Annotated in this window: 11 protein-coding genes and 1 pseudogene; 9 read left to right on the top strand and 3 right to left on the bottom strand. The window is 70.4% G+C overall.

Translation table 11 applies throughout. From position 1 onward, the window contains the following. Nucleotides 1-22 precede the first annotated feature (22 nt). On the top strand, nt 23-694 hold the full coding sequence (locus tag YWW_RS0107585) for a response regulator transcription factor (protein ID WP_026929656.1): 672 nt from the start codon (nt 23-25) through the stop codon (nt 692-694). Continuing rightward, nucleotides 691-1,773, top strand: a complete 1,083-nt coding sequence (locus YWW_RS28915) for a HAMP domain-containing sensor histidine kinase (RefSeq protein ID WP_051325499.1) — start codon at nt 691-693, stop codon at nt 1,771-1,773. Before YWW_RS0107585 ends, YWW_RS28915 begins: the two co-directional genes overlap by 4 nt. Nucleotides 1,774-2,116: 343 nt before the next feature. Here YWW_RS28915 and YWW_RS0107575 read toward each other — a convergent pair whose 3' ends face one another. Together YWW_RS0107575 and YWW_RS0107570 are read right to left on the bottom strand one after the other, a co-directional pair. Continuing rightward, nucleotides 2,117-2,581, bottom strand: coding sequence for a peroxiredoxin (locus YWW_RS0107575; protein ID WP_026929655.1), 465 nt, complete (start codon nt 2,579-2,581; stop codon nt 2,117-2,119). A gap of 455 nt (nt 2,582-3,036) precedes the next feature. Next, nucleotides 3,037-3,453, bottom strand: coding sequence for a DUF3052 family protein (locus YWW_RS0107570; RefSeq protein WP_026929654.1), 417 nt, complete (start codon nt 3,451-3,453; stop codon nt 3,037-3,039). A 374-nt stretch (nt 3,454-3,827) separates the two neighbouring features. Between YWW_RS0107570 and aceE the strand changes: the two genes are divergently transcribed. Both aceE and YWW_RS0107560 read left to right on the top strand, forming a co-directional pair. Next, on the top strand, nt 3,828-6,560 hold the full coding sequence (gene aceE, locus YWW_RS0107565) for a pyruvate dehydrogenase (acetyl-transferring), homodimeric type (RefSeq protein WP_026929653.1): 2,733 nt from the start codon (nt 3,828-3,830) through the stop codon (nt 6,558-6,560). Between the two features lie 139 nt (nt 6,561-6,699). After that, nucleotides 6,700-8,403, top strand: a complete 1,704-nt coding sequence (locus tag YWW_RS0107560; RefSeq protein ID WP_081687265.1) for an AAA family ATPase — start codon at nt 6,700-6,702, stop codon at nt 8,401-8,403. A gap of 87 nt (nt 8,404-8,490) precedes the next feature. Here the strand turns inward: YWW_RS0107560 and trxA are convergent, their stop codons facing one another. Then, complete coding sequence (gene trxA / locus YWW_RS0107555) at nt 8,491-8,871, bottom strand: thioredoxin (RefSeq protein ID WP_026929651.1); 381 nt, start codon at nt 8,869-8,871, stop codon at nt 8,491-8,493. 123 nt (nt 8,872-8,994) lie between these two features. Here trxA and YWW_RS0107550 point away from each other — a divergent pair, with 123 nt between their 5' ends. From YWW_RS0107550 to fabF, 5 genes and pseudogenes are all read left to right on the top strand, one after another. Then, nucleotides 8,995-10,164: a PucR family transcriptional regulator gene (locus YWW_RS0107550; RefSeq protein ID WP_026929650.1), complete on the top strand. Its 1,170-nt coding sequence runs from the start codon at nt 8,995-8,997 to the stop codon at nt 10,162-10,164. A gap of 93 nt (nt 10,165-10,257) precedes the next feature. Further along, a pseudogene (locus YWW_RS0107545) lies at nt 10,258-11,157 on the top strand (ACP S-malonyltransferase); the annotation flags it as partial. Between the two features lie 14 nt (nt 11,158-11,171). After that, the gene (locus YWW_RS0107540; protein ID WP_026929648.1) at nt 11,172-12,125 is read left to right on the top strand and encodes a beta-ketoacyl-ACP synthase III; all 954 of its coding nucleotides are present in this window, start codon (nt 11,172-11,174) and stop codon (nt 12,123-12,125) included. Nucleotides 12,126-12,145: 20 nt separating this feature from the next. Further along, complete coding sequence (locus tag YWW_RS0107535; RefSeq protein ID WP_026929647.1) at nt 12,146-12,382, top strand: acyl carrier protein; 237 nt, start codon at nt 12,146-12,148, stop codon at nt 12,380-12,382. Between the two features lies 1 nt (nt 12,383). Continuing rightward, on the top strand, nt 12,384-13,601 hold the full coding sequence (gene fabF / locus YWW_RS0107530) for a beta-ketoacyl-ACP synthase II (protein WP_026929646.1): 1,218 nt from the start codon (nt 12,384-12,386) through the stop codon (nt 13,599-13,601). Nucleotides 13,602-13,637: the final 36 nt, after the last annotated feature.

Raw genomic sequence — 13,637 nt, 5'->3', positions numbered from 1 at the left:
CGCACGAGCGAAAGGCCTGAGCATGCGCATCCTGTTGGTCGAAGACGACCCCGAGCTGGGGGCGGTCGTCGCGCTGGGGCTCCGCAACGAGCACTACGCGGTCGATCTCGCCGCGAGCTGCGCCGAAGCCGAGGAGCTGCTGTGCTGCAACAACTTCGACGTCGCCTGTCTCGATCTGGGGCTGCCGGACGGCGACGGCATGGAGCTGGTGCGCAGGCTCGCCGACGACCCGTGCCTGCGGCGCCCGCGGCGCATCCTGGTGCTGACCGCGCGGGACGCGGTGGACGACCGCGTGGCGGGCCTGGACGCCGGGGCCGACGACTACCTGGTCAAGCCGTTCAGCTTCGAGGAACTGGCCGCGCGGCTGCGGGCGCTGGCGCGGCGGGCCGAGACCCGCAGCGCCGTCCTCACCGTCGGCGGCCTGCGGCTCGACCTGGCCGCCCATCGGGCTTGGAGAGGCGAGGAGGAGCTGGCCCTGACGCCGCGAGAGTTCTCGATGCTGCGCTACTTCATGCATCATCCAGGGCGGACGGTCTCGGCCGAGGACCTGTTCGAGCACGTCTGGGACGCGCAGGCCGACCCGTTCACCGGCTCGGTGCGGGTCATCCTGAGCCGGCTGCGGCGCAAGCTCGGCGCGCCCGCGCCGATCGTGACGATCACGGGCGTCGGCTACCAGCTGCAGGAGTCGCCATGATCCGGGCCATGCGTTCGCTGCGTTTTCGGCTCACCTTCGCGGGCTCGCTGGCGATCTACCTGCCGGTACTGCTGGTGTTCGTGATCACCTCCGTGACCGAGAGCGAGATAACCGAGCTCGACTCGGACGGCCAGGGCTGGAAGGCCGATCGGTCCATGGTGGATCCATCGGATTGGACGGTCGTCACGGTGGTGGCGCTCGGGCCGGTCGCGGTGGCGCTGGCGTGGTGGTGGTCGGGGCGGGCGGTGCGGCCGTTCGAGCGGATCCGCTCGGCCGCGGAGCACATCGAGGCCTCGGACCTGAGTCTGCGCATCGGGCCGGCGAGCGGGCCGAGCGAGGCGGTGGCGCTGGCGGCGAGCTTCGACGCCATGCTGGACCGGCTGGAGCACGCCGCGCAGGTGCAGCGGCGGCTCATCGAGGAGACCAGCCACGAGCTGCGCACTCCCCTGTCGGTGCTCATCGCGGGCGCCGAAGTGCTGCTCCAGCATCCGTCGCCGAGCCTCGAGCTGTACCGGGAGGGCCTGGAGCGGACGCGGACCTCGGCCGAGCGGATGCGGGAGACGATCAGCGAGCTGCTGATCGACGCGCGCGGGCGGGCCCGCCGAATCGACCGGCGGCCGGTGGACCTCGTGGCGCTGGCGCGGGGCGTGCTGGAGGACTTCGCCGCCCCGGCGGCGGCGAGGTCGGTGGAGCTGGCGGGGCCCGCCGGCGGGCCGGTGGAGTGCGCGGTGGACGAGGCCACGGTGCGCAGGGCGGTCGCGAACCTGGTGGACAACGCCGTGAAGCACGCACCGGTCGGTTCGGCGGTCGAAGTGGAGGTGGAGCGCTCGCGGGCCGGAGCGGAGGTGACGGTGACCGACCACGGGCCGGGCATTCCCGAGGCCGGGCGGGAGCGCGTCTTCGAGCGGTTCTGGCACGGCGGGGAGGGGGCGGGCACGGGCCTGGGTCTGCCGATCGCGCGCCAGATCGCGCAGGCGCATGGCGGTGAGGTGACGGTGGAGAGTCCAGGTCCGGCCGGGGACGGCTGCCGCTTCCGCCTCGTCTTCCCAGACCCCCGCTCCGACGGCATCGAGGAATAGAAAGGAGGTGCGGCGTCTTCGGCGGGGCTCACTGAGGCCCTGCCGTGTCGGAAGCCCGAGAACACGACGAATTCGGCGGGCGGTCGACCGGAACCGCCACACGAGCGCTAGAGGGCACGAGCGTTAGTAAGGAGGAGGTCGATGGCGTGAAGAAGCGGAGAGGCGACACCGAAGCCTCCCCGGGACACGGCTCGGAGCGGCAGCCGACAGCTGGAACCGACACATGTCCGCTCAGGGGGTGGTCGATGGCGTGAACGAGCGAAGAGCGGCGATGCCGAACTGCGCCGAGGCGCGGCACGGCGAAGCCGCCGGGGGGAACCCCGGCGGCTCGGCGGTCCCGCTGTCAGCTCTGGAGTTCTGCCAGGGCCTTCTGCCAAGCGCCTTGGTCGCGGGGCTCACCGGGCATGTTCATCTCGCTGAAGCGGACGACGCCCGCCTTGTCGATGACGAAGGTGCCGCGGTTGGCCATGCCCTTGTCCTCGTTGAAGACTTCATAGGACTGGGCCACCGCGCCGTGAGGCCAGAAGTCGCTCAAGAGCGGGAACTCGAAGCCCTCGCGCTGCGCCCACACCTTGTGGGCGAACGGGGAGTCGATCGAGACGCTGAGCACCTGGACGTCGTCGGACTGGAAGGCGTCCAGGTTGTCCCTGATGCCGCACAGCTCGCCTTCGCAGACGCCGGTGAACGCGAACGGGTAGAACACCAGCAGGACGTGCTTGTCGCCGCGGAAGCCCGAGAGCGTGACGTCCTGGTTGTTCTGGTCCTTGAGCGTGAAGTCCGGGGCGGTGGTTCCGGGTTCGATCGGCATGGGTGCTCCTTGCGCAATACCGGCCTCCGGGCGGAGGGCCGTCGGTGGTCTGACGGGCTCGACGGTAGCGCCGGGCCGCGGCCGCACGCCGAGCGGCCCGGTGCGAATGAGAACCAGTGCGGATGAGGCTCAAAAGCATCGGACCGCAAGCGGAGGTCCTGCACCGGCCGGTGCCGCCTCGCAGCCGAGCGCCGTTCTCGGCTCCGAAACCGGCGTGGCCGAGGCGCGTTCGGGGGTGCGACCGCCCGCGGGGGCCTGGGGAGTCCAACGTCTCGGGCCGGGCCGCAAGCGGCGGCCCCACCACGACCCGCGCTGCCGCGCCTCCCGCTCGGGCCGCCTCCCCGGCTCCGAAACCGGCGTGGCCCGATACAGGCTCGCCGCGAGGCGTGCCATGGCGCTGGGTGCGGCCGTCCGTTCCGAGGCGCGGCGCTGGGGGCGCCCGCCTCGGTGGCGCCTCAGCGCCGGGCCACGACCATTCTCGAGGCCACCCAGTCCGGGGAGGCGTTGAGCGTCTTGGTGGACTGGAGGCCCGCCAGGGCCGCCGACTCCTCGATCGTGACCGGGTCGATGTGCCCTTCCCGGCCGGCCTTGGGGGTCAGCAGCCACACCGTGCCCCCGTCGGCGAGCGGGTCGCGCGCGTCCAGCAGGAGGTCGACCAGGTCGCCGTCGTCCTCACGACACCACAGCAGGACGGCGTCGACGATCTCGTCGGAGTCCTCCCCGAGCAGTTCGCCGACCGCCTCGACCACCGCGGCGCGCAAGGTCGCGTCGACATCGGTGTCGAAGCCGATCTCCATGACGGCCTCGACGCCGTCGAGTCCGAGTCTCTGCGCCACGCTGCTTCCGTCCACCGGGCTGCCCGGAGCGTTCACGTCGTCGCCTCCATCCGTGTTCCATCTGAGCTTGTGCACAGCATATGAAGTAGAGCATATGAGGTGCAGCATATGGGTCGCTTGCGCGGCTTGCCGCCCGCCCACGCGGTCCGGAAGCATGCCGCTCCGAGGCGAATGCGAATGCAACACCGCTTGAAGCGGAGGTGAGCACACGTTCACGGAGTTGTGATCTTCGATGCCGTCGCCGTCGGGCGATCACGCAGGTGGGCGACGGTCGAGGTCGCCGAGAGTGTGGGCGCGGTCGCATCAACCCGGGTGGGCGGGCGACGGTCGCGGTAGATTCGGGGGAGGATGGTAGAAATCGATGACACTCTGCCCTATCGACAGTGCAGTCTAAGAACGAGGGATCGCCCGTGACCACGGAACAGAACCGGCCGCCCATCAGTGACGGATTGCCGACCCAAGTACCGGACACTGACCCCGAGGAGACCAGCGAATGGCTGGAATCCCTGGACGGCCTCCTTGACGCAGGCGGGCGGACTCGTGCCCGCTATGTAGTACAGCGGCTGCTCGAACACGCCCGCAAACGGCAGATCGCCGTCCCCGCGGCGACGAGCACCGACTACGTCAACACCATCCCGGTCGAAGACGAGCCGCACTACCCCGGCGACGAGGAGGTCGAGCAGCGCATCCGCGCCTACGTGCGCTGGAACGCCGCGATGACCGTCCACCGGGCCCAGCGCCCGGGCATCGGCGTCGGCGGCCACATCTCCACCTACGCCTCGGCCGCGAACCTCTACGAAGTGGGCTACAACCACTTCTTCCGGGGACGGGGCCACTCCGGCGGCGGCGACCAGGTGTTCTTCCAGGGCCACGCCTCGCCCGGCATGTACGCCCGATCCTTTATGGAAGGCCGTCTGACGGCCGACCAGCTCGACGGCTTCCGCCAGGAGGTCTCCCGCGCCCAGGGCGGCCTGCCGTCCTACCCGCACCCGCGTCTGATGCCCGACTACTGGCAGTTCCCGACCGTGTCGATGGGTCTGGGCCCGATCAACGCGATCTACCAGGCGATGTTCAACCGCTACGCGCACGACCGCGGCATCAAGGACACCTCGCAGCAGCAGGTGTGGGCCTTCCTCGGCGACGGCGAGATGGACGAGGTCGAGTCGCGGGGAGCGCTCCAGTTCGCCGCCGGCGCCGAGCTCGACAACCTCACCTTCGTCGTCAACTGCAACCTCCAGCGCCTCGACGGCCCGGTCCGCGGCAACGGCAAGATCGTCCAGGAGCTCGAGGCCTACTTCCGCGGCGCGGGCTGGAACGTCATCAAGGTCATGTGGGGCCGCGAGTGGGACCCGCTGCTCGCCGCCGACGCCGACGGCGCGCTGGTGAACCTCATGAACACCACGGCCGACGGCGACTACCAGACCTTCAAGGCCGAGTCCGGCGCGTTCGTCCGCGAGCACTTCTTCGGACGCGACACGCGCACCAAGGCCATGGTCCAGAACCTCAGCGACGACCAGATCTGGGACCTGCGCCGCGGCGGCCACGACGACCGCAAGATCTACGCGGCGTACAGGGCCGCCATGGAGCACGAGGGCCAGCCGACGGTCATCCTCGCCCACACCGTCAAGGGCTACAAGCTCGGCTCCACCTTCGAGGGCCGCAACGCCACCCACCAGATGAAGAAGCTGTCGCTGGACGACCTCAAGGGCTTCCGCGACTCCCTGGCCATGCCGGTCACCGACGAGCAGCTGGAGGCCGACCCGTACCGGCCGCCGTACCTCAGGCCCGAGGACGGCAGTCCCGAGGCCGAGTACCTGGCCGCCCGCCGCCACGAGCTGGGCGGCTCGATCCCCTCGCGCAAGAACACGGTCATCCCGTTGAACCTGCCGGGCGACGACGCCTACAAGTCGGCCAAGCGCGGCTCTGGCAAGCAGAAGGTCGCCACCACCATGGCGCTCGTCCGCCTGCTCAAGGACCTCATGCGCGACAAGGAGATCGGGAAGCGCTGGGTGCCGATCATCCCGGACGAGGCCCGCACCTTCGGCATGGACGCCATGTTCCCGACCGCGAAGATCTACTCCCCGCACGGGCAGCAGTACCTGTCGGTCGACCGCGACCTGTTCCTGTCGTACAAGGAGTCGGAGCAGGGGCAGCTGCTGCACCTGGGGATCAACGAGGCCGGTTCGGTGGCCGCGTTCACCGCCGCGGGCACCTCGTACGACACGCTCGGCGAGCCGATGATCCCGTTCTACATCTTCTATTCGATGTTCGGCTTCCAGCGCACGGCCGACGCGATCTGGGCGGCGGCCGACCAGCTGAGCAACGGCTTCCTGATCGGCGCGACGGCGGGGCGCACCACGCTCAACGGCGAGGGGCTCCAGCACGAGGACGGCCACTCGATCCTCATGGCCCACACCAACCCGGCGGTCGTGTCCTACGACCCGGCGTTCGGCTACGAGATCGGCCACATCATGCAGGACGGCCTGCGCCGCATGTACGGCGAAGGCGAGCACGTCTTCTATTACCTGACCGTCTACAACGAGCCGATCGTGCAGCCGGCCGAGCCCGAGGGCGTCGACGTCGAGGGCATCCTCCGGGGCCTGCACAAGGTCGCGTCCGGCTCCGGCTCGGGGCCGCGCGTGCAGCTGCTCGCCTCGGGCTCGGGCATGCCGTGGGCGCAGAAGGCCGCCGAGCTGCTCGCCTCGGACTGGGGCGTGTCGGCCGACGTCTGGTCGGTCACCTCGTGGTCGGAGCTCAACCGCGACGCGGTCGAGGCCGAGCGGCACAACCTGCGCCACCCCGAGGCCGAGAAGCTCGTCCCGTACGTGACGCGGAAGCTGTCGGGCGCCGAAGGGCCGTTCGTGGCCGTGAGCGACTACATGCGGTCGGTCCCCGACCTCATCAGCCGCTGGGTGCCGGGCGATTACACCTCGCTGGGCACCGACGGCTTCGGCCACTCGGACACGCGCGGCGCGCTGCGGCGCCACTTCAACGTCGACGGCGAGTCGGTCGCGGTGGCGGCGCTCCAGCAGCTGGCCGCGCGCGGCGAGGTCAAGCCGGAGCTGGCCTCGCAGGCCGCGGCGAAGTACCAGATCACCGACCCCACCGCCGCCGAGGCGGGCGAGGCCGGCGGCGACTCTTAGTCGCACACCGAACAGAGCGGGGCCGGGAGGTGATCCTCCCGGCCCTCTTTCCGTCGCGGCCGCGCTCGCAGCGCCCTTATAGACTCGGTGCCCGAAACGCGCCGCTCCCGCGCCTCCCCGAGAACGCCCCGGAGATCGAATGCAGCATCAGACCCCCGCCGAAACCTGTGCCCACCTCTGGCAGCACGGTGTCGCGCTGCTCAACAGCGGAGAGGCCGAGCGAGCCGCGGACAGCTTCGAAGCGGCCGTCGGACACGACCCGAGGGCCGCCGACGTGTGGCTGGGACTGCACGCGGCCGGGCGGCGCCGCCCCGAGGCGGTCGACGCCATGTACGAGCACCGGAGCCTCCTCGGCGGCCTGCGCTCCAGGTTCGGGGTGGAACTCCAGTCGCGGTTCGACATCGGGCTGTACGTGACCTACCGGCTCAGCAACGTCGGCGACGTCTGGCTCGCCAAGGTCGCGAAAGCGATCGACGAGGACGAGCACGACCAGGCGCGGGCCTGGTTGGAGTCGGTCGCCACCGAGGACGACCAGATCCGGTTCCTCCGCGCGCGGCACGCCTTCTGCAGGCAGGAGTGGCAGGACGTGGTCAAGTTCGCCCGCGGCATCGAGGACGGCTTCCTCAAGGACGAGACGCAGCTGTACAACGGCCTCGCCTTGGCTCTCCTGGGCATGCACTACGCGGCCCTCGACGCCTTGGAGCCGCTCCCCGCCACACTCGATCCCGGAGGCGCCTTCGAAGGCGAGGTCGCCTTCGCGCGCGGCCTCGCGTGGGAAGGCCTGGGAGAGAACGAGAAGGCGTCTCGCGCGTTCCAGCACGCCTACCGGTGCTCCCCCGAGACCGAGCTCTTCGCCGAGCGGGCCAAGGCTCCCGCCCCGGCGGAGACCACGTCGCGGCGCCGGGTGGAGCGGACGGACGGGCCTGAGGCCGCCACCGGCGAGCAAGGCGATCTCACCGCCGAACAACGATCCGAGATGCTGGCCGAGGCCAAGCGGCAGCTCGACGGGATGATCGGCCTTGAGCCGGTCAAACAACAGGTCAAGACCTTGACCGCCCAGTTCAAGATGGCGGCGCTGCGTCAGGACAAGGGCTTGAAGGCCGCCGCGCGGCCGCACCACTTCGTGTTCGCGGGGCCGCCCGGCACCGGCAAGACCACCGTCGCCCGCATCATGGGAGAGATCCTCGCCGGGCTCGGGCTGCTCGAACACGGCGAGGTCGTCGAGACTCAGCGCGGGGACCTGGTCGGCCAGTACCTCGGCCAGACCGCGAAACAGACCAGGGAGAAGATCGAAGCGGCGCTCGGCGGCATCCTGTTCATCGACGAGGCGTACGCCCTGTCCAACGCGGCGGGCTACGCGGGAGGCAAGGACGCGTTCGGCGACGAGGCCCTCCAGGAGATCCTGACCGCCGCCGAGAACCAGCGGGACCGGCTGGTCATCATCCTCGCCGGCTACCGCCAGGAGATCAACGAGCTGATCGCCACCAACCCGGGCCTGAAGTCCAGGTTCTCCACCGTAGTCGACTTCCCGTCCTATTCGGCCGCGGAACTGACCGACATCGCGGCCTCCGTCTGCGCCGCGGCCGGCGACGAACCGTCCGCCGCTGCCGAAGAGGCGCTCGCCACCTGCTTCCGATTCGCCGCCGACCAGGGCATGGTCGACGACCTCGGCAACGGCCGCTTCGCGCGCGAACTGTGCCGCAAGGCGGCCGCACAGCGCGACCTGCGGCTTCTCGAGACACTCGGCGACGCCGAGCCGACCGCCGAACAGATGGTGACGATCGAAGCCGCCGACGTGCTGAGCGCCTACAGGGAGCTCGTACCCGAATCGCCCTTCGGCTGACGGCCGGGCGCACGGCGGGGGCGGGCGTGCCGTGGCACGCCCGCCCCCGCCGATGTCGTATGCGGTTGCCCCCGGGATCGCCGGGTGCTACGCCTGAGCGTCCTCGGCGCCCTCTTCCTTGGCGATCTGCTCGCGGACCTCGTCCATGTCGAGCGCCCGCACCTGCCGGATGACCTCTTCCAGCGCCTCACCGGGCAGCGCGCCCGGCTGGTTGAACAGGAGGATGCCGTCGCGGAAGGCCATCAGCGTCGGGATCGACTGGATGCCGGCCGCCGACGCCAGCTCCTGCTGATCCTCGGTGTCGATCTTGCCGAACACGATGTCGTCGTGCTTCTCGCTCGAGGCGTCGTACGTCGGCGCGAACTGCTTGCAGGGACCGCACCAATCCGCCCACCAGTCCACCAGCACGATGCCGTTGTCGGTGACGGTGTCTTCGAAGGTGTCCTTGGTCAGTGCAACCGTGGCCATAAAATCAGGCCGCCTCTCTATCGTGGCTCGATTTCGGTGCTATTCGGGCAACGATAGTGGCAAGTCCCGTATTCCGCCCGACGTCGGCGCGAGGCGCGCACCACGTCTGGCAGGCTATAGGGCATGGATCTGGCCACCACCATTCAGAACATCGAACGCTCCTCATCGGCGCTGACGACCCAGTCGCTCACCCGAATGGATGAACGGCTCCCCTGGTTCCGCGAACTACCGGCCGAGCAGCGCTCGATGGTGACCCTGGTGGCCCAGGCGGGCGTGCGCCAGTTCCTCGAGTGGCTGCGCTCCGGCGGCGAGGACCTCGGCAGCTCCGACATGGTCTTCGAGACCGCCCCCGTCGAGCTGGCCCGCGCGATCAGCCTCCAGCACACCGTCGCCCTCATCCAGGTCGTCATCGACGTCGTCGAGGAGCAGGTGCCGGCGCTCGCCGCCGAAGACGACGAGGAGCAGCTGCGCGAATCGGTCCTGCGGTTCTCCCGCGAGATCGCCTTCGCCGCGGCCCGCGTCTACGCCCGCGCCGCCGAGACCCGCGGCGCCTGGGACGCCCGCCTCCAGGCCATGCTCGTCGACTCGCTGCTGCGCGGCGACTCCTCCGACGAGCTCATCGGCCGCGCCGCCGCCCTCGGCTGGTCCGAGACCCAGTCCATCACCGTCGTCTGCGGCAACACGCCCGGCGGCGAGGCCACCCTGGTCCTCCACAGCGTCCAGCGGGCCGCCCGCCGCCTCGGCCTCGACGTCCTCGCGGGCGTCCACGGCGCCCGCCTGGTCATCCTCCTCGGCGGCGTCGCCGACCCGCTGGAGATCGTCGAGAAGCTCACCGGCCAGTTCGGCGAGGGCCCGATCGTGGTCGGCCCCACGGTCACCGGCCTGGCCGAGGCCTCGAACTCCGCGCTGGCGGCCGTGGCCGGGCACCGCGCCGCACCGGCCTGGACCGACGCGCCGCGCCCGGTGACGGCCGTCCAGCTGCTGCCCGAGCGCGCCATCGCCGGCGACGAGGCCGCCCGCCTGCAACTGCGCGAGGGCGTCTATGTGACGCTGCGGCGCGCCGGAGGCGAGCTGCTGGAGACCATGGACGCGTTCATCGCCTCCGGCGGGGTCCTGGAGGGCACGGCCCGCGAGCTGTACGTCCACCCCAACACGGTGCGGTACCGCCTCCGCCGCATCCAGGAGGTGACCGGTTTCTCCCCCACTGATCCGCATCAGGCCTTCGTGCTGCGTGTGGGGTTGACCATAGGCCGCCTGGAGAGCTCGCCGAGCACGAGGCGTTCGCGCAGTTAACAACGAGTGTTGTAGATTTCCTACAAGAACCGGACGGGCTTTCAGTCTTCCAGAAGCTCCCGTTCCGGGTGGTCACTGAGCGAAAGTCTAGATGTGCTTGCCATTCTCGCTCCCGGGCAGGGTTCGCAGAAGCCCGGGTTCCTCACGCCATGGATCGACGCCGACCCCGCCGCGGCCGCGAAGCTCCGCGAGTGGTCGGAGCCGATCGGCCTCGACCTCGTCCGCCTCGGCACCGAAGCCGACCAGGCCGAGATCACCGACACCGCCAACACGCAGCCCCTGCTGGTCGCCGCCGGGCTCCTCGCGGCCGAGCGCCTCCCGCTCCGCAGCGCGAGCGTCGTCGCCGGCCACTCCGTGGGCGAGCTGACCGCCGCCGCGCTGGCCGGGATCCTCACCCCCGAGGCCGCGATCGAACTCGCCGCCGTCCGCGGCCGCGAGATGGCCGCCGCCTGCGACATCGAGCCCACCACCATGGCCGCCGTCCTCGGCGGCGTCGAAGACGACGTCCTCGCGGCCATCGAGGCCGCCGGCGCCTGGCCGGCCAACCGCAACGGCGCCGGTCAGATCGTCGCCGCCGGGCCCGTCGCCGCCGTCGAGAAGCTCACCCAGAACGCGCCCGAACGCACCCGCGTCATCCCGCTCAAGGTCGCCGGGGCCTTCCACACCCCGCACATGGCCCCCGCCCACGCGGCCCTGGAGGCCTTCGCGGGGAGCGTCACCACCGCCGACCCGCAGCGGACCTTCCTGTCGAACCGCGACGGCCAGGCCGTCCCGACCGGCGCCCAGGCCCTGCGTCAGCTGGTGGACCAGGTCACCTCTCCGGTCCGATGGGACGCCTGCATGAGTACGCTTGGAGAGCTGGGCGTCACCGCTGTCATCGAACTCCCGCCGGCAGGGACGCTCACGGGCCTGGCCAAGCGGGCCCTCAAGGGCGTGGAACGACTCAACATCAACACCCCCGAGGACCTGGCCGCCGCCGCCGAACTCGCCGCCAGTGAAGGAGTCCAGTGAGCGCCAACGGATCCCGCGTCATCAGCGTGGGCCACTACCAGCCTGAGAAGGTCCTCACCAACGACGACCTCGCCAAGATCGTCGAGACCACCGACGAGTGGATCGTCAGCCGGGTCGGCATCAAGGAGCGCCGGATCGCGGCCAAGGACGAGAAGGTCGCCGACATGGCGGTCAAGGCCGCCGAACGGGCGCTCGCGAACTCCGGATACGGCCCGGCCGACATCGACATGGTCATCGTCGCCACCGTCTCGGCCAAGGACGTCTGCCCCAACACCGCCTGCCGGGTCGCCGACGCCCTCGGCATCGCCACCCCGGCCGCCATCGACGTCAACACCGCCTGCTCGGGCTTCGAGTACGCCCTCGCCCAGGCCGACATGGCCATCAGGACCGGCAGCGCCACCCGCGCCCTCGTCATCGGCGCCGAGAAGCTCACCGCCGTCACCGACTGGGAGGACCGCTCCTCGTGCGTCCTCTTCGGCGACGGCGCCGGCGCGATCGTCGTCGAGGGCACCGACGACCCGGCGCTGGCCGTCAGCCCGGTCGTGTGGGGCTCGGAGCCCTCCATGAGCGACGTCATCCGGATCGAAGAGGACGTCCCCTTCATCAAGCAGGCCGGCCAGACCGTGTTCCGCTGGGCCACCACCCAGCTCGCACCGCTGATCGAGCGGGTCGCCGAACGGGCGGACGTCAAGATCTCCGAGCTGGCGGCGTTCGTGCCCCACCAGGCGAACCTGCGGATCATCCAGGGCATCGCCAAGCGGCTGGACTTCAGCGAGGACTGCGTCATCGCCGAGGACATCGTCTATTCGGGCAACACCTCCGCGGCATCGGTGCCGCTGGCGTTGTCGAAGTTGGTAGAAAGTGGCAAGGTCGCCTCCGGCGCCCCGATCCTCCTGTTCGGGTTCGGCGGCGGGCTCACCTATGCCGGGCAAGTCATCCGCTGCCCGTAATTATCGAGAGGAACAAACACATGTCTCGTGACGAGATCCGCGAAGGGCTGTCCGACATTCTCGAAGAGGTCGCGGGCGTGAACCCCGACGACGTCGCCGATGAGAAGTCCTTCACCGACGACCTGGACGTCGACTCGCTGGCGATGGTCGAGGTCGTGGTGGCCGCCGAGGAGAAGTTCGGCGTCAAGATCCCCGACGACGAGGTCGCCAACCTGAAGACCGTCGGCGACGCCGTCTCCTACATCGAGAAGGGTTGATGTGACTGAGGTAGTCGTCACCGGGCTCGGCGCGACTACCCCGCTCGGCGGGGACGTGGCGTCGACCTGGGAAGCTCTCGTCGCCGGGAAATCGGGCGTCAACGCCCTCGAAGAGGAGTGGGCGCAGCAGCTCCCGGTGCGCATCGCGGCCCAACTGGCCGTCGAGCCCTCCGAGGTGCTGCCCCGGATCAGGCTGCGTCGCCTCGACCGCTCCGAGCAGATCGCGCTCATCGCCGCCCAGCAGGCGTGGGGCGACGCGGGCTTGAGCGACGACCTCGACAGGGAACGCCTCGGGGTGGTGTTCGGCTCCGGCATCGGCGGCGCACTGACGCTGCTCGAGCAGGACGACATCCTGGAGGGGACGGGACCGCGGCGGGTCTCTCCGTACACCGTTCCGATGCTCATGCCCAACGGCCCCGCGGCCGTGGTCGGCCTGGAGTTCCACGCGAAGGCGGGCGTCCACGCCCCGACCAGCGCGTGCGCCACCTCGGCCGAGGCGATCTCGTGGGCGGCCGACATGATCCGCGCGGGCCGCGCCGACGTCGCCATCGCCGGCGGCGCGGAAGCGGTCATCGGCGGCCTGCCGATGGCCGGGTTCGCGTCCATGAAGGCGATGTCGACCCGCAACGACGAGCCCGAACGCGCCTCGCGCCCCTGGGACCGCGACCGCGACGGCTTCGTCATGGGCGAAGGCGCGGGCGCGCTGGTGCTGGAGCGCCGCGAGCACGCCGAGGCCCGCGGGGCGAAGATCTACGCGGTCGTGGCCGGCTCCGGTCTGACCTCGGACGGCTTCGACATCGTGCAGCCCGACCCCGAGTGCAACGGCGGCGGGCGCGCCATGCGCGCCGCCATCAAGCAGGCCGGGATCGACCCGAAGAGCGTCGGCCACGTCAACGCCCACGCGACGTCGACGCCGGTCGGCGACATGGCCGAGGTCAAGGGCGTCAAGCGCGAGATCGGCGACCACGTGGTCCTGACCGGGACCAAGTCGATGACCGGGCACCTGCTCGGCGGGGCCGGCGCGGTCGAGTCGATCGCGACGATCATGGCGATCCACGACGGGGTCATCCCGCCGACGATCAACCTGGAGAACCCGGATCCGGAGCTCGACTTGGACGTGGCGGCGAACGAGGCCCGCAAGAAGGACCTCGACGCCGCGATGAACACCGGCTTCGGCTTCGGCGGCCACAACGCGGCGGTCTTGTTCACGAAGGCGTAGCCGGAGTGAACCTGCGGTACAGCACGAAGGCGTAGC

This window comes from Glycomyces tenuis DSM 44171 (genome assembly GCF_000427885.1).
GTDB classification, from domain to species: Bacteria; Actinomycetota; Actinomycetes; order Mycobacteriales; family Micromonosporaceae; genus Glycomyces; species Glycomyces tenuis.
The sequence above is the reverse complement of the archived record's forward strand: the minus strand, read 5'-3'. Positions and strand labels throughout refer to the sequence as shown.

Bases quoted from the DNA above. Each gene is read 5' to 3' on its own strand.
- YWW_RS0107585 (WP_026929656.1), top strand. From the start codon at position 23: ATGCGCATCCTGTTGGTCGAAGACGACCCCGAGCTGGGGGCGGTCGTC.
- YWW_RS28915 (WP_051325499.1), top strand. From the start codon at position 691: ATGATCCGGGCCATGCGTTCGCTGCGTTTTCGGCTCACCTTCGCGGGC.
- YWW_RS0107575 (WP_026929655.1), bottom strand. From the start codon at position 2,581: ATGCCGATCGAACCCGGAACCACCGCCCCGGACTTCACGCTCAAGGAC.
- YWW_RS0107560 (WP_081687265.1), top strand. From the start codon at position 6,700: ATGCAGCATCAGACCCCCGCCGAAACCTGTGCCCACCTCTGGCAGCAC.
- trxA (WP_026929651.1), bottom strand. From the start codon at position 8,871: ATGGCCACGGTTGCACTGACCAAGGACACCTTCGAAGACACCGTCACC.
- YWW_RS0107550 (WP_026929650.1), top strand. From the start codon at position 8,995: ATGGATCTGGCCACCACCATTCAGAACATCGAACGCTCCTCATCGGCG.
- YWW_RS0107535 (WP_026929647.1), top strand. From the start codon at position 12,146: ATGTCTCGTGACGAGATCCGCGAAGGGCTGTCCGACATTCTCGAAGAG.